Origin of the sequence: Candidatus Vallotiella sp. (ex Adelges kitamiensis) (assembly GCF_020342435.1) — a bacterium.
Classification (GTDB): Bacteria; Pseudomonadota; Gammaproteobacteria; order Burkholderiales; family Burkholderiaceae; genus Mycetohabitans.
This window is the reverse complement of the sequence record NZ_CP080504.1, coordinates 103060-128295: the sequence shown is the minus strand read 5'-3', so window position 1 is coordinate 128295 and position 25236 is coordinate 103060. Positions and strand designations below refer to the sequence as shown.

The following is a 25236-nucleotide window of genomic DNA, read 5'->3' as shown; positions in this document are numbered from 1 at the left end:
TTTCTCAAAAAGAAAACCGAGATTTTTGAATTGATACTATATTGGGCCACTCTACCTTAGCGCATAGATCACGATGCATACCTTAACTTTATAAAAATTAAATAGCGAGACAAAAGACCCAAAAAATAGGCTATGATAAATAAATAAGCACAAAAAGCAGACTATTTAGATGAAAATACAAGTTCACACTAACTGTATCGGTAATAGAGAACATATCAGCAATATTCTGAATTCAACCTTAAAGATGAAGAGAATACCGTTTCGTGATTCAGTTTAACGACCTGAATTACCAATTTCTCTCTAAACTAGACGTTACTGATAAATACAGTCGTGCAATATAAAACCTGAGGCAGGTAAACAAAATAGAATTTGTTTAATATCAACAACGGTTTCAACCTATTGCACTATTTAATAAGCAGTCGTGCGCGGATGTCTCAGTCCTACTCTATCCGCAATGCCTCACAACGTATGTAGCCCCTGTTTAATTAAAAATATTAAGGTTATACAATACAGCAATAGCCAGAAATCTATACGCGATATTCATTAATATGAAGTAAATTATAAACAGTGAGGGGCATTACATCAGTCACTTATACCATCCTATCAGTGCTGCGATGTAGGCAATTAGTGGAAAAATTTTATGTTATAGATAACCACAATGAATTATGGAATTGACGATAAGGTAAATAATACGGCACACTAACCTGCTGCTAGCATCGGGCCGTATAGATCACACGCTCATGGATAAAGTTACTAGGCAACGCTGCTAAGACTTCTATAAAAGACAGCGATTATATGCATTACAATACATGTTGTCATGTAGTCTACACAGCCACCTTGACGCTAGCCCTAATTTCTGCCCCATATAGTTTTAATGTACAACGCGACTGCAATGCCGGCCCGATTTCGTATCGGCCCATAGCAAACCACACGCAATACTTATGCTTAACGACCTGACACAACGTATGGCTCGCGTCATAAAGACGCTACGCGGTGAAGCCCGACTTACCGAGGCTAATACGCAAGAGATGCTACGTACAGTGCAACTAGCACTGCTTGAGGCAGATGTCGCCTTGCCAGTGGTACGAGAATTTGTTACAAAAGTTCGCGAAAAAGCACTAGGCGAGGAAGTAGTGAACAGCTTTACTCCTGGCCAGATGCTAGTGAGCATTGTACAACGCGAACTAACCGCTCTGATTGGTGGTCACTACGATGGTAAAGCAGCTGAGCTGAATCTAGCGGTTACGCCACCAGCTGTGATTTTAGTCGTGGGTCTTCAGGGGGCCGGCAAGACTACCACAGTCGGCAAGTTAGCTAAACTTCTACGTGAGAAGCAGAAAAAGAAAGTCCTTACTGTATCGTGTGACGTATACAGGCCCGCGGCAATATCGCAGCTACAGATAGTCACTGAGCAGGTCGGTGCAGATTTTTTTCCATCCCAACAAGATCAAAATCCACTAGATATTGCGCGAGATGCATTGAATTGGGCTAGGTGTCACTACCATGACATATTGATTGTAGACACGGCAGGCCGACTCGGCATTGACCATAGAATGATGCAGGAAATCTCTAAGTTGCACACGCAACTTAAGCCAGCAGAAGCACTATTCGTTATTGATGCAATGCTTGGGCAAGATTCGATTAATACCGCAAAATCTTTTAATGACACGTTACCTCTAACGGGTATTGTGCTAACTAAGCTCGATAGTGACTCGCGGGGCGGCGCAGCGTTGTCGGCACGATACGTAACCGGACAGCCAATTAAGTTTATCGGCGTCGGTGAGAAGCTTGACGATCTGGAAATATTCTACCCTGAACGCATGGCTAATCGGATCCTAGGTATGGGAGATATCCTGGGGATAGTTGAAGAGGCGCAACGTAGCGTAGACGTACATGCCGCACAAAAGCTTGCTGAAAAAGTGAAAAAAGGGGGTGTCTTTGATTTAAATGACTTTCGCTCTCAACTGTCGCAAATGAAGAAAATAGGAGGATTATCTACTCTGATGAAGAAGCTTCCGGCACAATTTCAGCAATCTGCTGGTAACGCAGACATATCTCAAGTTGAAAAACATATACGCCGCATGGAGGGCATGATCACGTCGATGACACCAGCTGAGCGCGCAAAACCTGAACTAATCAAAGCAAGCCGGAAACGCCGTATTGCGACCGGCGCCGGAGTGAAGATACAAGAAGTAAATAGAATGCTAAACCAGTTTGAGCAGATGCGCAGCATGATGAGAAGGCTACAAGGGGGGGGCTTGCCCAAGATAATTCGAAGCATTATAAGCGTGTCGCCTACGCAGCGCTGAATGAAGATACTACAGGCAAGCTTCTGTGTATATTTTATATGTGCGTCTAGTATTAGACAATACGGATAAATGTCATTTTCTTATATTATTGCTTAATAGCAGTCTGTCGCCTTCACTATTCACGCCGATCTTTATTTTTTAATTGAGTGCGACTATATTTATTTATGTAACCCCATACTACGACATGTGTCTATAAAAAAGACTAACAACGCGGATTAATCGAATCAGCCGAAAACTCTATTAAGCTAACACTTAATAATATTTTAGAAATAAGAAAAATAATACCCGAGGTTTAGAAAGGAAGTGCATCATTGTTTTTAACACAGCGCCACGCACCGAAAAGATTATTTGATAACTAATTAGCCGTATTCTAATTTCGGGTGTGCTTAAGTGTTAAAATACTATATGGCTAAATTCTATATAAATTCTTAGAAGATTAGCGAAATAAGTTTATGATCTTATCTTTGTACAAAGCGATAACCAAACCTGTTGTTATTCTCCATATTTCGCGCTAAAGCTGTCGCATAAAAATTCGAATACCCTCTAGAACCATTTCCACTGAAATCCCAACCAATACAAGTCCCATTAACCGCTCGAACGCAGCAACGGTAGGCGTTCCGAGCCACCTCTGTATTTTATCAGCTAGTAACAGAACAATTGCACACACAGCCATTGTCACAGTAAGCGCACTAATCCATTCAAGCATCTTACCTGGCGCCTGTGACGTCAGCAACATGACAGTCGCGATGGCTGAGGGTCCGGCTAGTGCCGGAATTGCAAGCGGTACAATTAGTGGCTCGCCCAGCGGCTCACCACCAAGCGGACCTTCCGCATGTGGAAAGATCATCCGAAGCGCAATTAGAAATAGTACTATCCCACCGGCTAACCGTAATGAAAGATCTGTTAGATGCATCATGCGCAAAAACGTGTGGCCAGCGATCATGAATACCAGCAGAATGACAAACGCAATCGCTACTTCACGCAAGATCACCTGGGAGCGCCGATTGAAAGCAACATTGCGCAGTACACTAATAAATAATGGAATATTACCTAACGGATCCGTAATTAGGATCAGCAGGACTGTCGCAGATAGGAATGTGTATTGCATGGCGTGTTCCGTCAATGTACCAGTGCCGCACATACCCGCTCGATTACCCAAAGTGCCGCCCGTTCAAGCAGCAACAGAGTCGGCTCTGCATCGCGTCGGCTCTGATATTCGATCTTGCCGTCCTTGAGACAGCGCTCCCTAATTACAAGCCGGTGAGGTACACCGATTAATTCCCAGTCTCTCAGCATCACACCCGGACGCTCGCCACGGTCGTCTAAGATCACGTCAATACCCGCACTGAGCAGTTCGTTATAGAGCTTGTCCGTCTGCTCACGTACTGCGTCGCTACGCTCATAACCTATAGGGCATAGCACTAGATGAAATGGCGCAATGGCTTCAGGCCAAATAATGCCGCGCCCGTCAAAGTTCTGCTCAATTGCAGCACTAAGAATCCTCGTGATACCAATACCGTAAGAACCCATTGTTATCGGTGTCGGCTTGCCATTTTCATTTAGGAAAATCGCCCCCATAGATTCCGAGTACTTGGTGCCAAGTTGAAATACATGCCCAACCTCAATGCCTCGGCATAGATCTAGATTGCCACAGCCATCTGGCGATGGATCACCTTTTCGCACATTTCTCAAGTCTGCCACTTCCGGTACTGGCAAGTCTCGCCCCCAATTAACTCCCGTCGTGTGATAATTCATCTCGTTCGAACCGACTACAAAGTCGCTCATATTTGCTACGGTGCGATCGGCTATTACTTTCACCGGCTTTCGTGTGTTAAGAGGGCCCAAATAGCCGGGCGGCGCGCCAAACCAATCGACGATTTCCTGCTCAGTAGCAAAGCGATAGCCATCTAGCCCCGGTACCTTGCTAACCTTGATTTTGTTCAGTTCATGGGGGGCGTGCAGTAGCAGCAACCAAATTGTTGGATCGGTATTTGCCGTATCTACGGCTAGGACGATCGACTTAATTATCCGTTCTAATGCAATACCAAGATAATCGGCCACTTGCTCGCATTTTACTTTGCCTGGCGTGGCTCTTTTAGTTAGCAGCTCGCTTGGAGGTTCTCGAGACTCTATCAACGATACAGCTTCGGCCGCCTCAATGTTAGCGGCATAGTCTGAGCTGGGGCAATACGCGATGACATCCTCACCGGTTTCGGCGATCGCATGGAATTCGTGAGATTTAGTGCCCCCGATCGAGCCATTATCGGCTGATACCACTCGGAATTCCAGCCCAAGGTGTGTGAAAATTTTTACATACGCGTCGTACATCTTCTGGTAGGAGATTTGTAGACCAGCATGATCGCGATCAAACGAATATGCATCTTTCATGATGAACTCTCGCCCTCGGATTACTCCGAACCTGGGGCGAATTTCGTCTCGGAACTTAGTCTGTACCTGATAAAAATTTATAGGCAGCTGGCGGTGGCTCTTAATTTCTCTTCGAGCAATATCCGTAACCACTTCCTCATGTGTCGGTCCGATAACGAAGTTTCGGTTATGTCGATCTTTCATGCGTAGTAGTTCTGGACCATATTCCTCCCATCGACTAGATTCCTGCCACAGCTCAGCGGGCTGCACCGCTGGCATCAACAACTCGATCGCACCCGTACGGTTCATCTCTTCACGTACAATTGCTTCCACCTTGCGAATAGAGCGCAGACCGATCGGCATATAGCTGTAGATACCACTAGCGATGCGGCGAATTATTCCTGCCCTAACCATCAATTGGTGACTGATGATATCGGCATCAGCCGGCGCTTCTTTCAGAGTGCTGATAAAAAAACGCGAAGCTTTCATTCTTGATGGATTTCCAAAACGAGGGCTCAGGCACACCCATTTTTATGTTAGGTCGCACAGTGCCTATGAACTGTTTATAATTAAGACAATTTTAAAGGATTTTAAGGTGATTGTATGCTGGATTGTGAAGGCTTTCGCCCGAACGTCGGCATCCTCCTTTTGAACACGCGTAACGAGGTGTTTTGGGGTAAACGGCTGCATGAGCATTCTTGGCAGTTTCCGCAAGGAGGTATTAAGTATGGCGAAACACCTCTGCAAGCGATGTTTCGGGAGTTGCATGAAGAAACTGGTTTAAAATCCGAGCATGTCAAAGTTATTGGCCGCACTCGAGACTGGTTGCGTTACAAGGTACCTGATAAATACATCGGACGAGAAGTTCGAGGGCGCTATCGTGGGCAGAAGCAGCTATGGTTTCTGTTGCGCATGAACGGACGCGACTGCGATATCTGCCTACGCGCAACCCATCATCCAGAGTTTGACGCGTGGCGCTGGAATAATTACTGGGTTTCGCTAGATACTGTCATCGAGTTTAAAAGAGATGTATATCAGATGGCTTTAACTGAGCTCTCTCGCTTTCTACAAAATAAGCCTGTACACCGTCGTTCTAACTTTCCCTATGGAAGCCAGTATTTAAAGACGCATACAAAACGTACAGGAGGAATAACAGTATCAATCGAGAGGGAATGCTTAAACGTCGAATCTGATCCGGGACACGCGACTACCACAATGCTGCGTATATCCGCCATTGATTCGGCCAACATTAATCTAAAACTATGACTACCCCTAAAGTTTTATAGGCATAAAAAACTGCCGCAGAAAATAACTAAGAGCTATGCTTTAAAGATCTAATTTTACTAATTTCCAGCTGTTTCTCTTGGAATGTATTTACCTAATTTTCTGTAGGTAACGCTAGCGCTGTAGTAGGTCCCATCTAGGCTCATAATGATAGGCTTGCATAGCACATATATGTCTAGCTAAGTGCTATAGATCCTATGAATAAACCGTTTATGCAACTGCTGGCAGCAGCAAGAACTCTAGGTTAAAAACGCTACAAACGGTTGGCGACTCATCTAGAATAGGAAACTGATATGTATCAAGTAAGACTTATATACCCTACATGTGAGTAAAGCACGAATTATCATTCACTCATATTTATATATGAGAGCCTACACGCGAGCACGTATACTTCGCCTATACCTACAGCATTACTAGATTATTTCGGTGGATTACTTCTGGTTCAAGCATATAACCAAGAATAAAATCAATTTCCGAACTAGGATGGCGGCTAATCATCCGAGCTTCCGCGCTACCGTAGTTTGTTAACCCGCGCGCTATCTCGCGGTGCGCTTCGTCTAAACACGAGATCACCTCACCACGAGTAAAAATACCCTGTACATCGATAATGCCGACTGGCAACAGGCTCTTTCCACTAAAAATTAACTTCTCAACCGCACCTGCATCGAGAACTACGTGACCTCGTACTTTCAGATGGTTTGCTATCCACTGCTTGCGTGCAGCTAAGCAGGCAGTCCCCGCAATAAGTTGGGTACCAATCTGTTCTGCTGCCGCTAACCGGATTAATATACTCGGTTCTCGGCCACTTGCAATAATCGTATTTGCACCACTACGTGCGGCGCGCTTAGCAGCTAGAATCTTAGTTAACATTCCACCTTGGCCAATTGTTGTACTAGTACTACCCGCCATTGTCTCTAGCGCCGGATCGTTAGCATCAGCTTCTTGAACTAGTGTTGCAGTAGGATCTTTTCGAGGGTCAGCTGTGTACAAACCACGCTGATCAGTAAGAATAATCAGGGCATCCCCTTCAATCAAATTCGTCACTAACGCGGCTAAAGTATCATTATCTCCAAACTTAATTTCATCAGTAACAACGGTATCATTCTCATTGATAATCGGTACCACGCCAAGCCCAAGTAATGTCAGCAGTGTCGAGCTTGCATTCAGGTAACGCTCGCGATCAGAAAGGTCTGAGTGTGTAAGCAGGATCTGCGCCGTGTGGATCGAATGCTCTGAAAAGCAGCTTTCATAGACTTGCACCAACCCCATTTGTCCGATTGCGGCTGCAGCCTGCTGTTTAGCGATCTCACGTGGACGACGACTCCAGCCCAGGCGGCACATACCCTCTGCAATTGCGCCAGAGCTGACTAACACTACCTCCCTTCCTTGTTGGCGCAATTCAGCGATTTGTAAGACCCACTGCCCGATTGCGTTATGATCTAGACCACGTCCATTATTAGTAACTAAGCTTGAGCCTACTTTTACAACTAGCCGTTTTGCATTAGCAATGATTGAATACATTGTTCCATCATCCTTATGATTTCACTTTGGTATATGTCATGCTTATATTCATAGTTACTGTGTATCCGTGTTACGGTGCGGCCTATCGTCGCACATCTTTCGCCTCCTAAAGCTGTTTGTTGTCTAACGCCTGATCTTAGTATGTTGCGTGCTTACAGTCAGATCAATCTCTCTTAAGTAATCATAGATTGCATAACACAGATTCTCGCAGCCTACGCCGGTAAGTGCCGAGATCTGGAATACTGGTATTCGCCAATCGCTGCGCTTAATAAAATTAGCTACACGCATTTCGCGCTCATGCTCTGTAGCCATGTCGACTTTGTTTAAAACTAACCACCTTGGCTTACAGTAAAGCGCCTCATCATACTTGCGTAGCTCGTTGACGATTGCGATCGCCTCTAAGGCTGGATCAGCTTCGTCATTGAATGGCATAAGATCAACTAGATGCAGCAATATTTTTGTGCGTTTCAAATGTCGTAGAAATTGATGTCCCAATCCAACGCCCTCAGCAGCGCTCTGGATCAGCCCTGGAGTATCAGCAACTATAAAGCTCTTTTCTGGCCCAATACGGACTACCCCTAGATTCGGATGCAGTGTCGTAAACGGATAATCAGCGATCTTTGGTTTCGCACGCGACACGCGCGCGATAAAAGTCGATTTTCCAGCGTTAGGCATTCCTAGAAGGCCAACGTCGGCTAGCACTCGCAGTTCAAGTCTTAACAATCTGTGCTCGCCTGCCCCCCCGCCTGTTTTTTGCCGTGGCGCACGGTTCGTACTTGATTTGAAATGTAGGTTACCGAGTCCTCCCGCTCCCCCTTTGGCAAGCAGAACGCGCTGATCATGTGTAGTTAGGTCAGCGATCAGCTGATCGGTCTCTCTATCTGTAATCACAGTGCCGATTGGCATCCGTAACGTGATATCTTTGCCTCCCCTTCCATAGCAGCCCGAGCCCCGCCCGTTCTCACCTTTACACGCTTGGTATTTTTTTGAAAATCGATAATCAATGAGCGTATTGATATTACGATCAGCGCTAGCGTAAATACTGCCCCCGCTTCCACCGTCACCTCCATCTGGCCCGCCGAACGGAATAAACCTTTCCCGGCGCATTGACGCGCTTCCATTTCCACCATCGCCAGCAACAATCTCGATCTTCGCTTCGTCAATAAAGTGCACTTCACTGGCTCCCTTTCTATATTGTTGCTGGCTTGCTCATTGTTCTATTTTTAATGCCAAAATTAGAAGTTTTATTGGCTCTAGTCACCACTCACCCAAAGGCCCCGAAACTTTCTCGGGGCCTTTGGGTGAGTGGTGACTAGCACAACAAGAGCGCTTAATTAGACTGTTCTCCGTTTGCTGAGCTTAGGTATTCAAATAGCTGGGCTTACGCTAACGATATGTTTTTTCGTCGGGCCTTTGATCGTAAAGCAGACATGGCCGTCTATCAATGCGAATAGCGTATGATCTTTTCCGATCCCGACATTATCACCAGCATGCATCCGCGTGCCGCGTTGACGCACAATGATGCTACCAGAATTAATTTCTTGTCCCCCGAATATCTTGACACCAAGACGTTTACTTTGAGAATCGCGGCCATTCCGAGAAGAGCCACCTGCTTTTTTATGTGCCATTTATATACAGCCTCGCTGTTTATTGTACTTTGATCGCGTCTATGTGTAATTCAGTGTAATTCTGGCGATGGCCGCTATGCTTTTGGTAATGCTTCCTGCGACGCATTTTAAAAATTGTAACTTTCGAATATCGTCCGTGCACTACTACGGTAGCTTCAACGAAAGCCCCATGAACAAGAGGCATACCGACCCTAATTGATTCGCCTTTACCTATTGCAAGAACCTGGTCGAGGGTGATCTTAGCGCCAATGTCTGCTGGTATCTGCTCTATTTTCAATTTTTCGCCGGAAGCAACTTTATACTGCTTGCCGCCAGTTTTTATAACCGCGTACATCACTGAACCTCGCTTAAAAAGCGGTTTACATTTGAACCGCATTTATATTTATTTTAAATACGTATTCCCATCTACTTTACTTTGTAAATACCTGCACACCATGTACAGAAGCACTTAACTTATATGGATTTCTAAGGAAAGGAAAATTCCTGGGAGATCTTGACGGGTAGGAGCGCTAAGTTATTCTAGCATGACAACAAACTAGTTACAAAAACGGGCAGCTGCCCTAGTGTTTATATTTCCGGCCTACTCTTTTGAGATTACATTGTTGACAGCTACCTCCCGTTTACGAGCGCTATACTAGAGCTAATCGAAGACGATATGCAACAAGTTAATCACATGATCCCCACGTAGCTCACGTCTTATCTTGTTCTTATCAATCAGATTACTAAATACATTATTAACGCAGGCGGAAAACGCATACGACCTGCTCTACTATTGCTTACCATAAATGCTAAGAGACTAAAGGTCATCAGTATGAGTTAGCCGCGTGCATAGATTTATCGATACAGTGACGCCGTTCTATGACAATGTAGTGCGAATTAAAATTAAGGTGTGGTAAGCAAACTGCCGATGCACTCGCCGGAGATCTTCTATATTTTTAATCGTTTCAGATTCAGATCTAGATGATAGTCGCATGCAATCACTTACACATGATGTAGATTTTTTTTGATGCTACTAATGTAATAGAAGAGAGTGAAGTGTTACAACTATTAAACATATATGCCCTGAATATAAATCAAGCATAATACATGCAGGTAATACGCTATTAAACACTAAGTGTTTAATACGGCAGCTTAGTTAGCTATGGAGTCCGACGCGTCTGAATTTGGCTTCACGATTGGCACTGCTTTCTAAAGCATGGACGACTGGCTCGACTATGTTGATACGCCAGAGTCAATAGAGGAAATGCTAGTGATGACTTACGCAAAGGTAAGCGGATACTACCTCCGATCTATTTGATTAAGTACGGAGCGAACCAGCTAAGCAAGCCCGGATAGCTTAAGAGACTATTAAACACAGCTGAACAGACCGGTTCGACCCGTTTGCCGCTATCACTTAGTCAGGCAGGGTTCGAACAGACTGCAGTGGTCACTATTTTTTGTTTCTAGATTCTAAATTTAAAGAATCGCTGCTAAGATTATGCGGTTTATTCAGCGTCGCACCAGTTCTAAAAATATTAAATTAATTTAACTCGGGATGTAGCTCAGCCTGGTAGAGCGCTACGTTCGGGACGTAGAAGCCAGAGGTTCAAATCCTCTCATCCCGACCATAATTCAGATATTATTAGTTTATCGCATATGTCGTATGCTGATATAAGATAAATTTTTCTCAGTTTTTTATAAAAAACTCCCCAATCTAGCTGGATGCTTTTTGCTTTTTTGACTATCTTGAATTTCGGTAGTACCTATATCTGATAATGTTATGACCAAGAACTTAGAATTCACTGTAGACTCTTTTCTATCAGGCTGAAACATTGAGAGATTAAACATGATTTGCACGACAGATATAAAATCCTTAACCAATACTTTATATAACTGATAGACAGCGCTGTACGTGGTAACGATGAGGCGGTTTTCGCCTAGATTAATGCGAGATATAGCGGTTCAGAACCTTCTTTCCTAGCTGCTTGGCGCTTGCTTAAGCATCTTCAAAAACAAATAATTAGCGTTTGGAAACTACAAAATCCATCGCTGTTTATGTGCTCGAAAGATAGATAATGATAATCTGCGTACAAATAAAATTTTGGTGTATAGCATTAGCGTATACGCGCTGTACATTAGGTTATGCATGACACTGATTAATACTTCACTATCCTTATAAGTACCTTCTTTCTCAAAAGAAAGCTTGGGGCGGGCACGTACTAAGCTTTAATATATTAGAGGAAAAACGACAGAATGCTCGCAGCAATAGTCGCCGTTAGGCCAGCGTACTGACCTGCTGACGGTATTCTAATATAGTTTGAATGCATTTTTTAGCCGGTATTTGGCTTTTCTGTGTGGAAATTCTCTCTCTTTGGGCGCAAATTGGCGCTGTAGTTGTGTTGTTACTCATATCAGGCTTTTTTTCAATCTCAGAAACCGCAATGATGGCGCTGAATCGTCATCGGCTCAAGGACCTAGTAATTAAGGGGGTGATAGGTGCGAAAACAACACAATATTTGCTTGCACATACCAACCAGTTACTATGTGTGATTTTAATTGGTAACAATCTAATGAACGTTATCATCCCGGTTCTTACGACATCAATCGCACTGCGCGCGTTCCATAATCATAGTGCAGTGCTCTCTATCACCACCGGGATCGTCGCCTTCTTGATCATCGTGTTCGCCGAAATCACACCGAAGATTGTCGGCGCAACCTATCCTGAAAAAATAGCATTGCCGGCTAGTCTTATTATCAAGCCCCTGATCACGATAGCTCGACCTTTAGTCTGGTTCATAAATATACTAGTTAACAGCATCCTGTTTATTTTGCACATCAATATGAATAGGGGCCGGGATTTACGTATGTCTAACGAAGAATGGCGTAGTGTTATATTAGAGTCGAGTAACTTTATACCCAGTAAGCACCGTAGTATTCTGCTAAACCTGTTTAATCTGGAGAGCATCTCGGTCGATGATGTTATGACCCCTCGTCAGCGTATAGAGTCACTAGACCTTGATGTGCCATTCGATCAGTTAGTCAAGCAGTTAGAAACTTGCTACCATAATCAGTTAATTGTCTATCAAGGCGACATTGATCGTGTTCTTGGTATGCTTCATGTGCGCAAGACCCTTGCTGCGCTACAGAACCAAAAATTCGGACGCGAAAAATTACGAGAATTACTTGTGGAACCTTATTTCGTTCCGAGCGGCACGCCTGTTTTCCAACAGCTACAGTACTTTCAAGAGAATCAGAATCGAATAGCGCTGGTCGTTAATGAATATGGCGAAGTTCAAGGACTTGTGACACTGAAAGACATAATTGACGAGTTAATCGGTGAGTTCACAATAACATTACCTCGCATGGCGAGTGGTGCAGTAGACGGCTGGAACGCACAAGGGGAATGTATAGTAACGGGAGGTATTTCCTTACGAGAGCTTAATCGTCGACTTAGCTTACGGTTACCGCTCGATGGCCCTAAAACGTTAAATGGACTAATCCTAGAACTACTAGAAACCATCCCGGAGGCCGATGTAAGCATGGTAATCAACGGCACACGTATCCAGGTTATGCAGATTGACAACCAAGCTATTCGCACAGTAAAATTATTCCGACCAACTCAGTTAGACACCGTATGAGCGACAGCAGCGTAGCCATCCGCTTTCTAGCTTGGCGTGCAAAACTGTACGCCGACGCGCTACATTGTTCGACTAAATAATCCCGTATACTACAACTGTTCTATAATGTAGAAACATAGTTCATGCGCCTACAAAAATCTGTTTTACAGAGCAGTTCACATCATCGCGGCGTTGACAATCATATCGCACAGAAATATCTTCCTACAAGATTTTATGTAAATCGAAAAAGATTCAAATCGCGATAATTAGCTCACACTGTAAAAATAAAAGAGCTAACCGTTATCACTAGATCAGATACTTAACGTGACAGAATTAGTTTAGTTGGTTGAAATCATCTAGGTACGCCACGATAAAGTCTATGAATTGTTATATTCACCTGATGCATAAGCAACGCGACACTGCGCTAAGCTGTTGCGATATTAAGCAGCTCTGTAAACCGAATTAGCGTTAGTAGTATATAGCATTTATGCCTTCCGATTAAAATACCCGTTCTAAGAAATATGGCGGGGCAGTACCGTGTTTATAACGCCGATTCTACCGGTGTATTTCTGGCTGTATATGTCTTGTCTTCTAATATGTGCTTGGAGTACAACCCAGTGTGGTAACGGTCTTTGGTGGCTGTAAGAACCACATTGGGGAGATCGGAGCATTGTGATGCCTATATTAAATAGAGAACCTAATACAATGGAGATTGGGTAGCGTAACAGACTATTTTTAGTATCCATTGACATGTATTCATTTTTATTATCGCTTTATATAATCTTATCTGCTGGATTGCTAGTTTAACTAGCGATTTCTCAAAGCTAAGGCTGTCGGTTGCTTGGCAGTACGCTTTCGCCCGCCTACTTGGATTAGTTATCGGTATTTTCTTCGTTGTTATAGTATACGGTGTACTCCCACTTCTTAGACCTACATGGCAGAAAAGATTGACCAATTATGCACAGAAAAATATTGGACACACCTTGAGCGCTAGAGGTAATAAGAAAAATTCCAAATTAAATTTGGAGGTTGAGCATAGCTCTGTCTTTTTCCAAAGCTATTACCCGTGGATACTGCACTCAGCGTGGAGTATACTACCCTGTTTTCGCTATCTATTAATCGAATATGCATGTACGCTGCTCGCAGCTTTTTCTCTTGCAACGTTTGGCCCTACGCCTGCAGCGCTTGCTGCATTTGCTTTCTGTACTGCGCTACTTGCGATAAGCGCTATTGATCTTAAAAGCAAGCTGCTACCCGATATGCTGACGTTACCGCTACTCTGGGCCGGTTTGCTGGTTAATCTACATGCAGTATTCTCGCCATTGAACGCAGCTGTGATTGGAGCGGCAGCTGGCTATATATTGCTATGGATCGTTCAGAAGCTGTTTAAGCTGGTGCGCGGTGTGGAAGGAATTGGTTACGGCGATTTGAAGTTATTTTCTGCTATTGGTGCATGGTTTGGTTGGAGCTCACTGTTTCAGGTAATACTGGTCGCGACGCTCTGTAGTTCGATTATTGGTCTGGAAGCTATCCTTTCCAAGCGCATGCGCCTGGAAGATCCATTACCATTTGGTCCATTTCTATCGGGATCGGCAGTACTTAAGCTTTTCGGGGTCGCGTCTCTCTATCCGCTTATTGGAAGTTGACGATGTTTACAGTGGGACTTACTGGCGGAATTGGCAGTGGAAAAACAACAGTCGCTAATGCTTTCGCCGCCTATGGCGTGCCGATTGTAGATACCGATCTAATAGCGCATCGCATGACTGCGTCGGGTGGCGCAGCAATACCTAGAATTCAAAGACGATTTGGTAGCACCTTCATCACAGCAGAAGGTACACTAGATCGCGCACGGATGCGAGAATTAGTGTTTAGGAATACAGAAGCGAAGAGGCAGCTTGAAGCTATTATGCATCCATTAATCCGCATAGAAACGGACCGTGCAATACAGGCGGGGAGTAGCCCATATGCGATCTGTGTGGTACCGTTGCTCATTGAGGTAGATAATTGGCGCGAACGCGTCGATCGTTTTCTTGTGGTGGATTGTTCTGTGCAGACACAAATTAAGAACGTGATGCAGCGTAATGGCTTCACACGCAAACAAGTACAAGCCATTATTGCACATCAAGCCACGCGTCAGACAAGGCTTGCAGCCGCTGATGATATTCTCGTTAATGAGACCGATATTATTGACCCGCTCCTTCTAAAAATAAAATTGTTGCATCAGCGCTATTTATGCTTAGCGCGCTATACGATTCCATCGTAAATTAGCATGCCAGGTAGTATCGATGCGATCTAAATTTGGGGACGATTGCTACAAATATTCGAGCACATTAGAATAATGTGCATATTGTCGCCCCTTCTATATTCTAAAGTGAAAGGCGCTTACGTTTGATTTTATACGAGTATCCGCTCAACGAGCGCATCCGCACGCTACTACGCCTTGAGGATCTATTTGATCGCTTTACGTTTTTCATGACGCAAGAGGACCCTAGAGAACATCACGTCGCTCTAACTACTCTGTTCGAGATTACTGAAATGACGGGCCGAAGCGACTTGAAATCAGATCTAATAAAAGAGCTTGAGCGCCAACGCCAAATTCTGACACCTTTTCGAGGCAGCCCCGGGATTAAACAAGATGCGCTGGAAATAATCCTTAATCAAATTAGACAAACTTTGATCAGCCTTGCGCGCATGCAAGGAAAAACAGGGCAGTATCTAGCTGATAATGAATGGCTCGCTAGCATCCGAAGCCGGGCTATTATTCCCGGTGCAACCTGTCGTTTCGATCTACCGGCATATTACGCATGGCAGCGCCGCACTGCAGAAGCGCGTCGAGCGGATATTATAAAATGGGCGATGCCATTAATGCCACTACACGAGGCGATAATAATCGTATTACGGATTGCGCGCGAATCAGGGCAAACTACAAAAGATATAGCACTGCGTGGTAATTATCAGAAAATGTTATCGGGACGAATCTATCAATTGATACGAGTCCTTATAGCAGCAGATCTCAGCGTTATTCCAGAGGCTAGCGCTAATAAGTATATGTTATGGATGCGCTTTACTCAGCAGGAGGGAGACTTACGTCCACGGACTATTGACATCGACGTGCCATTCCAACTAGCGCTATGTACCCTATAACTTGAATAATCAAGCATTTTAGGTATGACAACTATTGTTAACTGCCCAACTTGTGGTGTAAACGTGGAGTGGAGAACAGAAAAAACGTTTCGTCCTTTTTGTTCCGAACGCTGTAAGAAAATTGATCTCGGCGCGTGGGCAACCGGGAAATATATGATTATCAATAACGATCTATTAGACAGCGATCCTCAAAATTTAGGCGATATGAAATAAAATTTAACGCTATTGAGTAGCGAGCCAATCAATCATTGTCAATGCCCCAGGCAGTAGTGGCGCCACCTTAACGGGTAGCGTCTGCCAGATAAATGATTGTCCCTCTCGAGCTCTTAAATTACCGCTCCACTGGATCACTTTATAGAAGAACAACCGTACATAAGCGTGCGGATAGTTATGCTCTATGATCTGCCATCGTATGCTATCAACAATTGTGACACCTAGTTCTTCATATAATTCCCGCGCTAATGCGTCTTCAACACTCTCACCCGAATCTATCTTACCACCCGGAAATTCCCAGTATCCTTCGAAGGGCTTTCCGGTGGGGCGTTGTGTGAGCAAGAAATACTTATCTTCATGAAGCATAATACCGACAGCTACTTCGATAATTTTTCGCCTATCAACAGTATGGGTAGCAGCATACACTTGCGACATATATTACTTAAACTATATTCAGGATTATAGTATGTCGTCTTCGTAATCATTTAGATTTCAACGGTCGACTGGATCTAGTCTTGAATAAGGATTATGTAAACTCCACTCGAATGTGGCTACGGTCTCCAAAAAACGCAGCGCTCAGTACGACATTAATCTCAGCATGCCGGATAAAAATCGGGTAGCCAATTTTTCTCTTGAATATTACTTTACCTCAATAAATCTCATTTTTAAATCCTATATTAATTATGGCTGTATTCTTTTTTCTTGAAAGACGAGCTATTAAAGAATATGTAGATTACTCTTTTTACTTCTATCAGGAGCTTACAAGTACTAGTGCAGAAATACGTTTCTAAGCGTTTAAGAGCACTTTTATTTTGCTAAAATTATTCAAACAAGTCAAGTCAAACAAATCAAGTTGAATTGACCTCCTAGGAATGGGAGTACCTCATAGCGTAAGTCAAGAACGGTACCCTGTATTGATAGAAACATATTTATGCGATAAGTCGCGGGTCAAAATAGTTGCCTGAACATTACCGCGCGCTCAGCGTTTGTGCAAGGCACTATTCAAGCCGCGTCAATGCAAACGCATCGCGTAACGCGCGATATTCTGAGTAGATATAATGACCGATAACGTCGAGCAAGTAGTTGATGTAATAATAAAGAGTCATTTATCGACGCATCGCCATCAATAGTAATACAATTAAATGAGTAATTAGCTGCGTCTTTGACTAATATATCCAGCACGGGCTAAGTGATTTCTGCATCAATTGCGACAAATCCTAGCATTGAAGCTATGTTTGGTTTGATCATCCCAGCACCCTTGCTAATACTAGTTATTGTAAATGTATGCCCGTTAATGGTGATTTTCTGAAAGACAGTCTTGGGCTGTGTATCGGTCGTAATAATTGACTATATTGCTTCTGACTGGTGCACTGGTGCAAGTCGCGCAACAGCCTGATACAATCTTGCCTTGAAACGTTCGATTAGTAGTGGCTCAAGGAATAACACCGGTAGAGAAAGGCAGCACTGGTTGCACGTCGATATAAAGAAAGTGTGATCATTTCTCCCGCCCTAGAATTTGTATTACCGATTTGACAAGTAGAGCTCGAATCTTCATAGAATGACTATGTGTGACCGCATACTAATACATCTTTGCGATTCGACTTATACAGATTAGCCTTAGCCCGGCCAAGTTCCATACCAGGTATAGGGTGAATTGTCAGTTCTAGCTAGATAGAGAAAGATATATCTCACACAAGCCGACCATGGCACTGTTTGTATTTCTTACCGCTTCCACACAAGCATTGATCATTACGGCCGACCTTCGGGTATGAGTTATCGCGTTTGGATACTGATGGTTCATCAGTAGCGAAGTTAGGTGATAGCTCAGAGCTCACATGAGTCACGTGTCCTATCGGGGATATACTGGATTCTATGTTAGAGAATGTAGATTTTGTACCGGAGATCTGCGTAAGATTTTCCTGTTTGAATACAATTTTCTCTAAAAAGTCTATCTGTGGCTCTCTATATAATAGTTTAACTGTCTCTCCAAACCGATCCGCTGCTTGAATTTTTATATTTATCACGGTACGTGTGATATCAAGCTTAACTTCATTTAGCATTGCCTCAAAGAGCTTAAATGCCTCAAGCTTATACTCTTGTTTTGGATTTTTCTGCGCGTATCCACGTAAGTGGATGCCCTGACGTAGATGCTCGAGCGCAGCTAGATGCTCACGCCAATGCGTGTCCAGCGTATGCAGGATCACTGAACGCTCGAAACTGCTAAACGCTTTACGCCCGACTTGTGCAACTTTAGTTTCATACGTCTTATCACTTGCCGAGAGCACTGAATCAAGCACCTCGTCGGCCTCAATCGCATCCGTCTTATTTAGTATTTCTTGTAATATAAGATCGGGTACCCAGTCGTTTCGCAATACTTCCTCCAACGCCCGAATATCCCACTGTTCTTCGATGCTACCAGACGGCACATAGGTACGTACCAGCTCAGTGAGCACACTATGCCGCATTGCACTGATTGTCTCATGGACTTCCTGCGCCTCCAACAATTCGTTACGCTGCTGATAAATCACTTTACGTTGGTCGTTAGAAACGTCATCATACTCGAGCAATTGCTTTCGGATATTGAAATTACGAGCCTCAACCTTACGTTGCGCTGATTCGATTGCGCGAGTCACAATTCCAGCCTCGATTGCCTCACCTTCCGGCATCCTCAGTCTATTCATAATCGCGCGAACGCGGTCGCCAGAAAAAATGCGCAGCAAAGGATCCTCGAGCGATAAGTAGAAGCGAGATGAGCCCGGATCGCTCTGACGGCCAGCACGCCCCCGTAACTGGTTGTCGATCCGACGCGATTCGTGTCGTTCTGTGCCGATGATATGCAGGCCACCGACTTCCTTAACTTGTTCATGTAGCATCCGCCATTCAGCGTAGATTTTCTTGATCCGACGTCGCTTCTCGTCGTCATTAATTGACACATTAGCTTCAATCAATGAGGCCTGCTTATCTGGATTTCCTCCAAGCACGATATCAGTACCACGGCCAGCCATATTAGTCGCAATTGTAATGCGCCTCGGGCGGCCAGCCTCAGCAACAATTGCTGCCTCACGTGTATGCTGTTTTGCATTTAGCACCTCGTGTGGTAGTCTAATTTTATTGAGTAGGCATGATAGTAGCTCAGAATTTTCGATGGATGTGGTGCCGACCAGCACTGGCTGCCCGCGCTCATAACAGTCTTGGATATCGCGGATTACTGCATCATATCGTTCTTTTGATATCTTATATATTTGGTCCTGATAATCTGTACGCTTGGGCGGCTGGTTTGTTGGAACAATAATAGTCTCAAGTCCATAGATCTCATTGAACTCGTATGCCTCGGTATCAGCTGTGCCAGTCATGCCCGATAGCTTTCCGTACATCCGGAAGTAATTCTGGAAAGTGATCGATGCTAACGTCTGGTTCTCTGCCTGGATTTTCACATGCTCTTTTGCTTCTAGAGCCTGGTGGAGACCGTCTGACCAGCGCCGACCTGGCATCAAGCGTCCGGTAAACTCATCAACGATGATTACTTCATCGTTTTGTATAACATAGTGCTGATTACGGAAAAATAGAATATGAGCGCGTAGAGCTGCATACACATGATGCATCAGCGTGATGTTCTGTGGTGCATATAAACTCTCATCATTACTAATGAGATTCCATTCAGCTAGCAGCTGCTCCGCTTTTTCGTGACCCGATTCAGTTAGGAATACTGAGCGTGTTTTTTCATCTAGCGTATAGTCACCTGGTCTCTCGACTCCACTACCGTCAGTCTTTTCTTCACCGATTTGGCGCTCTAACAGAGGTGGCAAGGAATTCATCCGGACATATAACTCAGTGTGATCCTCAGCCTGCCCTGATATAATCAGTGGCGTACGCGCCTCGTCGATTAAGATCGAATCAACCTCATCGACAATTGCAAAATTCAATACACGCTGTACACGCTCATGGATCTCGTAGACCATATTATCGCGTAGGTAGTCGAATCCGAATTCGTTGTTTGTGCCATATGTGATATCTGACGCGTAGGCTTCCTGCTTCTCTCTGTGTCCCATTTGTAAAAGATTAATGCCAACAGATAGATCCAGGAAATTATAGAGCCGGCTCATCCACTCTGCATCGCGTTTTGCAAGATAGTCATTGACCGTCACTATATGCACACCACACCCTGATAGTGCGTTCAAATACGCTGCTAGCGTAGCTACTAGCGTTTTGCCTTCACCTGTTCGCATTTCAGCAATTTTACCATAGTGCAACGCCATACCTCCAATGAGCTGTACATCAAAGTGTCTCATCTTCAGTACACGCCGGCTTGCTTCTCGACATACTGCGAATGCCTCTGGAAGCAGTCTATCAAGCAACTCTCCAGCTGCTGCACGTTGCCTAAATTCCTGAGTTTTCGCTCGTAATTGCTCGTCCGTCATTTTTTCAATCTGCATCTCTAGCGCATTGATTGTTGCGACGGTCTTTTGATACTGTTTGATTAGCCGCTGGTTGCGACTACCAAAAATTTTTTGCAGAAAACCGGTGGTCATCAGATCGGGATCTCGAGGTGATACGCAGCGCCGGATCGGCGCGGCCCGTTAGTGCACGGCGGTTTAACGGCTATGTTTACTAGATTCAAGTGTATTATCTTAGCATGCCGAAAACATACTACCGACCTTAGTGTGCTTAGTTATCAACCTATATTAACTAGCAATGCAATATTGTCTAAGGTTAGCTTCTAAAGTCTGCCATAATATAGTTACGTTAACTTCTAAACGGTTGTGATCTATCACTCCCCTATATAATAAACAGCTATTCGTGCTACCCCCTTATCGGGTAAGAGGTTTATGCTTAAGCCGTTCACTGAATTAATAACATCCAGCGCCGAGTTAGAGGCACTTCAAGCTGGCGTACAACAAGTTACGTATCTAGAATCAGCGCTGAGAGCTGTGCTACCCAGTTATTTAGTTAGCTATGTATACGCCTCGCCAATTAAAAGTCGAGTACTTACTATTTTTGTAGCTCACAGTGCCTTAGCCGCTCGCTTTCGTCATCTAGCGCCAACGGTACTGGCTAAGCTACAGCAACACGGTTTTGAGCTATTGGAGATCAAAATTCGCGTTCGCCCCCAGGCACATGCTTCTGGGGTAAAGGTTAAAATGGCTCGGGTTTCATCAGCTGGCGTGTATTGTCTGCATCAGTTAGTCAACGCACTAGAGGTTTCTCCACTACGGCAGGCTATTGATCGTATGGCACGACGACATGCGTGGCATCCTCCCCAATGAGATCTGTTTTTAATTACAGTAGATCGAAAAGCAGGTTTTCTAAAAAGGCGCCAGTCGTTAGTGCATGTGCTCATCCTATTTTCTTCTGTATTCTGTATCACACAGCGAAGCATCATTAGGAAAACTCGGTTTGAAGATCATAGGTAAAACCGCGTGGGGCTGCTCTCTGGTCCGAAAATGTAACAACTTCATATGCGTCCCTGCGAGCAAGCAATTCATACAACAACGCATTGTTCAAGCTGTGACCAGACTTATACGCAATATACGACGCCAACAATGGATGGCCGACTACGTACAAGTCTCCGATTGCGTCTAGCATTTTATGCTTTACAAACTCATTATCATAGCGTAGGCCATCGTTATTTAACACGCGGTATTCATCAAGCACAATCGCGTTATCCATGCTTCCACCTTGAACTAATCCTAATTCCCGCATCATTTCAACTTCGTGCATGAAGCCGAATGTACGAGCTCGTGCGATCTCGCGTACATAAGATATATCAGCAAAATCTACCTCTAATTCTTGCCCGGTCTTATCTACTGCCGGGTGATGAAAGTCAATCGTGAACTTTAACTTGAAACCGAAGTGTGGCTCTAACCGAGCTAATTTATCGCCATCACGCACCTCAACGGGCTGCGTAACTTTGATAAACCGCTTAGCAGCAGCTTGTTCATTAATTCCAGCTGACTGGAGCAGAAATACAAACGACGATGCGCTACCATCCATGATTGGAACTTCTTCAGCCGTCACTCCTACATACAGATTATCGATTCCAAGCCCCGCGCAAGCAGACATTAAGTGCTCGACGGTTGATATTTTCGTACCATCTTTTTCTAGAACCGAGGCGAGGTGTGTGTCACTGATGGATGTCACGCTAGTCGGGATATTAACTGGAACAGCTAAGTCTGTGCGACAAAACACAATTCCAGTATTAGCAGCAGCAGGCTGAAGCGTTACCTCGACCTTGCGCCCGGAGTGCAGGCCAATGCCAACCGCCTTCACGATCGATTTAATGGTCCGCTGCTTTAACATCGTCTTGACTTTAAAGGGTTATTTAAATTTTTAAACTTACGGTTCTTATGATACGCGACTTACAAATTTGGGTCTTATCAATCAGTGTGAAGCTATTTACCATGATTAAAATGTCTATATTAAATATATGACAAAGCCATCCGATAGGTGGAAAGCGCTGTTTAGGCACTAGGGTATGTGATAGTAGCAGTACACAATATTGTACTAGCATCAAAGTAAGTCTTTCTCAACAACAAACCTATTCTAGGTATAGTATTTTCGACTGAAAACTCTACGATAGATAGTAGTGTGGCATATATCTTGCCAGATACTAGGTAGACGTGTCTAGTTAGCATCTCTACGTCATATAGGCTGTCAGCAGGCTTGCTTACGTAAGAACGCTGGTATATCGTAAGTATCCACACCTTTCTCTTGTAATGCCTGCACATGTGACGCAGCGGTTTCTTTTGAGCTGCGCTTTACTGTTAATGAATCTAGTGCACCATAGTCAGTTGGCGGTGCAGAGATCCGATGATTATCTGTGCCAGTGCGGAGCAACGTCATTGGTGCAGACGGCTGCCGTTTAGCGGCGCCGCGGCCAAGACCCGTCGCTACTACAGTTACTCGCAACGCATCGCCCATGGTGTCATCGTATACTGCGCCGAAAATCACTGTCGCATCCTCGGCCGCGTAACTCTTGATTGTATTCATCACCTCGCGAGTTTCCGAGAGGCGTAGCGTGCGGCTTGATGTAATATTAACTAGCACGCCGCGCGCTCCGGATAAGTCTACGCCCTCGAGTAGTGGGCTAGCTACGGCTTGTTCAGCTGCTAACCGCGCTCTCTCGCCGCCAGCGACCGTTGCAGTGCCCATCATCGCTTTGCCTTGCTCCCCCATTACGGTTTTGACATCCTCGAAATCTACGTTTACAAGCCCATCGACATTAATAATCTCAGCAATGCCGGCTACTGCATTATGTAACACATCATCCGCGCACTGAAAACACTTGTCCATCTCAGCATCATCACCCATCACATCGAATAGCTTGTCGTTAAGTACAACAATTAACGAGTCGACATGTGACTCAAGATCCTGGGCGCCCGTCTCAGCAGTGCGCATACGCTTACTACCCTCAAACTCAAATGGCTTACTGACAACGCCGACCGTTAGAATTCCTAACTCTTTAGCAATTTGAGCGACTACGGGCGCGGCACCGGTGCCTGTTCCACCACCCATACCCGCGGTAATAAATACCATATGTGCGCCACATAGAACATCGGAAATTCTCTCGCGTGCCTCCTCCGCAGCAGCATGCCCCATGTCGGGTTTTGCTCCGGCGCCTAAACCAGTCTTGCCAAGTTGAATTACAGATGAAGCCTTAGACCGGCTTAGCGCTTGAGCATCGGTATTCATCACGATGAAATCGACGCCCTGCACACCGCGGTTTATCATGTGCTGGACAGCATTGCCGCCAGCGCCACCAATCCCAACGACCTTGATGATCGTGCTGTTGGTTTCGGTTTCTAGCATTTCGAATTTCATTAATGCCTCTGTCAAGTATTAAGTTATTTCGCTCTGCTTTACGCGGTAGTGAAATTAAAGAATTTCGTCACTCTACGTTGACTATCTCTTTTCTGTTGCGAAATAACTTTAAAAATTGCCTAGGAACCAGTCTTTCATCCTGGTCCACACCTGTGCTGCAGAACCAGACTGCGCAGCTATCTTGCGCCCGCGCATGAGCTGTGAATGCCCTTCTACCACTAGACCTATCGCAGTTGAATAGCGAGGGTTACGCACTACGTCTGCCAGGCCGCCAGAATATTGGGGTACGCCGAGACGTACTGGCTTCAGAAAGATATTCTCTCCAAGTTCAACTATGCCGGTCATCATTGCTGCTCCACCAGTTAATACTACGCCAGATCTAATTAGATTCTCATAACCAGACTCGTGCACAACTTTCTGGACCAATAAAAATAGCTCCTCTATTCGCGCCTCAATTACTACTGCTAGAGCTTGTCGAGATAGAACCCGTGGGACTCGATCGCCTAGACCCGGCGGCATCTCGATCATTTCATCCGGATCCGCTAGTTCCTGCTTAGCGATTCCGTAGGATACTTTGATCTCTTCCGCAGAAGGTGTTGGCGTGCGCAATGCTATTGCAATGTCACTAGTAATTTGATCGCCTGCGATGGGAATCACTGCTGTATGACGGATTGCACCTTTGCTAAAGATTGCGACATCAGTAGTTCCACCGCCTATATCAACCAGCACAACACCTAGCTCTTTCTCATCTTCTGTTAGAATGGCCAAACTCGACGCTAGCGGTTGCAAGATTAGGTCATTAACCCGCAGCCCACAGCAACGTACACATTTAACAATATTTTGAGCAGCAGAGATAGCGCCTGTTACGATGTGCACTTTCACTTCTAAACGAGTGCCGCTCATGCTAATTGGCTCGCGCACGTCCTCTTGTCCGTCGATTATAAATTCCTGTGTTAGGATGTGCAGCACTTGCTGATCTGTTGGAATATTAATCGCCTTCGCCGTTTCAATTACACGCGCAACGTCTACTTGTGTGACTTCTTTATCCTTAATTGCTACTATACCGCTTGAATTAAAGCTACGGATATGGCTGCCAGCAATACCAGTAAACACATTAGTAATTTTGCAGTCGGCCATTAGTTCAGCTTCATCTAGTGCGTTCCGGATTGACTGAACTGTCGCCTCAATATTAATAACCACTCCCTTCTTTAGACCTTTTGAGTCGCTTTGCCCGAGTCCAATCACCTCATAGCGGCCCTCGCCATTTAACTCGGTAACAACAGCCACTACCTTCGACGTCCCGATGTCGAGGGCAACTAGCAGATCCTTATAGTCTTTGCTCATAGCATGTCAATT

19 protein-coding genes, 1 tRNA gene and 1 pseudogene are annotated in these 25236 nt (G+C 44.7%); 9 read left to right on the top strand and 12 right to left on the bottom strand.

Features of this window, described 5'->3' with window-relative positions:
- Nucleotides 1-941: 941 nt before the first annotated feature.
- Complete coding sequence (gene ffh / locus K0T93_RS00605) at nt 942-2309, top strand: signal recognition particle protein (protein WP_225721488.1); 1368 nt, start codon at nt 942-944, stop codon at nt 2307-2309.
- A 511-nt stretch (nt 2310-2820) separates the two neighbouring features.
- Here ffh and K0T93_RS00600 read toward each other — a convergent pair.
- Nucleotides 2821-3417 (bottom strand): MarC family protein, encoded by a 597-nt coding sequence (locus K0T93_RS00600; protein ID WP_225721740.1) that lies wholly within the window; start codon nt 3415-3417, stop codon nt 2821-2823.
- An 11-nt stretch (nt 3418-3428) separates the two neighbouring features.
- Complete coding sequence (locus K0T93_RS00595) at nt 3429-5165, bottom strand: proline--tRNA ligase (RefSeq protein ID WP_225721487.1); 1737 nt, start codon at nt 5163-5165, stop codon at nt 3429-3431.
- Nucleotides 5166-5279: 114 nt separating this feature from the next.
- Between K0T93_RS00595 and K0T93_RS00590 the strand changes: the two genes are divergently transcribed.
- Nucleotides 5280-5942 (top strand): RNA pyrophosphohydrolase, encoded by a 663-nt coding sequence (locus K0T93_RS00590; protein WP_445082791.1) that lies wholly within the window; start codon nt 5280-5282, stop codon nt 5940-5942.
- A 420-nt stretch (nt 5943-6362) separates the two neighbouring features.
- Here K0T93_RS00590 and proB read toward each other — a convergent pair whose 3' ends face one another.
- The 4 genes from proB to rplU all read right to left on the bottom strand — a co-directional run bounded on the left by proB (nt 6363) and on the right by rplU (nt 9443).
- Entirely contained in the window at nt 6363-7481 is a 1119-nt protein-coding gene (proB, locus tag K0T93_RS00585; protein WP_225721486.1) for a glutamate 5-kinase, read from the bottom strand.
- Between the two features lie 123 nt (nt 7482-7604).
- Nucleotides 7605-8654, bottom strand: coding sequence for an Obg family GTPase CgtA (cgtA, locus tag K0T93_RS00580; RefSeq protein WP_255601762.1), 1050 nt, complete (start codon nt 8652-8654; stop codon nt 7605-7607).
- A gap of 194 nt (nt 8655-8848) precedes the next feature.
- Nucleotides 8849-9109 (bottom strand): 50S ribosomal protein L27, encoded by a 261-nt coding sequence (rpmA, locus tag K0T93_RS00575; RefSeq protein WP_225721485.1) that lies wholly within the window; start codon nt 9107-9109, stop codon nt 8849-8851.
- A gap of 19 nt (nt 9110-9128) precedes the next feature.
- Nucleotides 9129-9443, bottom strand: a complete 315-nt coding sequence (rplU, locus tag K0T93_RS00570) for a 50S ribosomal protein L21 (RefSeq protein WP_225721484.1) — start codon at nt 9441-9443, stop codon at nt 9129-9131.
- A gap of 1196 nt (nt 9444-10639) precedes the next feature.
- Between rplU and K0T93_RS00565 the strand changes: the two genes are divergently transcribed.
- From K0T93_RS00565 to K0T93_RS00540, 6 genes are all read left to right on the top strand, one after another.
- Nucleotides 10640-10716, top strand: a tRNA-Pro gene (locus K0T93_RS00565).
- A gap of 726 nt (nt 10717-11442) precedes the next feature.
- Nucleotides 11443-12726, top strand: coding sequence for an HlyC/CorC family transporter (locus tag K0T93_RS00560; protein WP_225721483.1), 1284 nt, complete (start codon nt 11443-11445; stop codon nt 12724-12726).
- A gap of 1001 nt (nt 12727-13727) precedes the next feature.
- Entirely contained in the window at nt 13728-14351 is a 624-nt protein-coding gene (locus tag K0T93_RS00555; RefSeq protein WP_225721482.1) for a prepilin peptidase, read from the top strand.
- 2 nt (nt 14352-14353) lie between these two features.
- A complete protein-coding gene (gene coaE / locus K0T93_RS00550; protein ID WP_225721481.1) occupies nt 14354-14968 on the top strand; it encodes a dephospho-CoA kinase in 615 nt (204 codons plus the stop codon).
- Between the two features lie 125 nt (nt 14969-15093).
- Nucleotides 15094-15849, top strand: a complete 756-nt coding sequence (zapD, locus tag K0T93_RS00545) for a cell division protein ZapD (protein WP_225721480.1) — start codon at nt 15094-15096, stop codon at nt 15847-15849.
- Nucleotides 15850-15873: 24 nt separating this feature from the next.
- On the top strand, nt 15874-16062 hold the full coding sequence (locus K0T93_RS00540) for a DNA gyrase inhibitor YacG (RefSeq protein ID WP_225721479.1): 189 nt from the start codon (nt 15874-15876) through the stop codon (nt 16060-16062).
- Nucleotides 16063-16071: 9 nt separating this feature from the next.
- Here the strand turns inward: K0T93_RS00540 and K0T93_RS00535 are convergent, their stop codons facing one another.
- The 3 genes and pseudogenes from K0T93_RS00535 to secA all read right to left on the bottom strand — a co-directional run bounded on the left by K0T93_RS00535 (nt 16072) and on the right by secA (nt 20591).
- Nucleotides 16072-16497: an NUDIX domain-containing protein gene (locus tag K0T93_RS00535; protein ID WP_225721478.1), complete on the bottom strand. Its 426-nt coding sequence runs from the start codon at nt 16495-16497 to the stop codon at nt 16072-16074.
- 586 nt (nt 16498-17083) lie between these two features.
- Nucleotides 17084-17406 (bottom strand): annotated as a pseudogene (locus K0T93_RS04490) (bifunctional ornithine acetyltransferase/N-acetylglutamate synthase); the annotation flags it as partial.
- 344 nt (nt 17407-17750) lie between these two features.
- Entirely contained in the window at nt 17751-20591 is a 2841-nt protein-coding gene (secA, locus tag K0T93_RS00525) for a preprotein translocase subunit SecA (RefSeq protein ID WP_225721477.1), read from the bottom strand.
- Nucleotides 20592-20888: 297 nt separating this feature from the next.
- On the opposite strand from secA, the gene K0T93_RS00520 reads away from it, so the two are divergent.
- Nucleotides 20889-21326 (top strand): DciA family protein, encoded by a 438-nt coding sequence (locus K0T93_RS00520; RefSeq protein ID WP_225721476.1) that lies wholly within the window; start codon nt 20889-20891, stop codon nt 21324-21326.
- 115 nt (nt 21327-21441) lie between these two features.
- On the opposite strand, the gene lpxC is transcribed toward K0T93_RS00520, so the two are convergent.
- From lpxC to ftsA, 3 genes are all read right to left on the bottom strand, one after another.
- Nucleotides 21442-22359, bottom strand: a complete 918-nt coding sequence (lpxC, locus tag K0T93_RS00515; protein WP_225721475.1) for a UDP-3-O-acyl-N-acetylglucosamine deacetylase — start codon at nt 22357-22359, stop codon at nt 21442-21444.
- 354 nt (nt 22360-22713) lie between these two features.
- Entirely contained in the window at nt 22714-23880 is a 1167-nt protein-coding gene (gene ftsZ, locus K0T93_RS00510) for a cell division protein FtsZ (protein WP_225721474.1), read from the bottom strand.
- Nucleotides 23881-23988: 108 nt separating this feature from the next.
- Nucleotides 23989-25224: a cell division protein FtsA gene (ftsA, locus tag K0T93_RS00505; protein ID WP_225721473.1), complete on the bottom strand. Its 1236-nt coding sequence runs from the start codon at nt 25222-25224 to the stop codon at nt 23989-23991.
- Nucleotides 25225-25236: the final 12 nt, after the last annotated feature.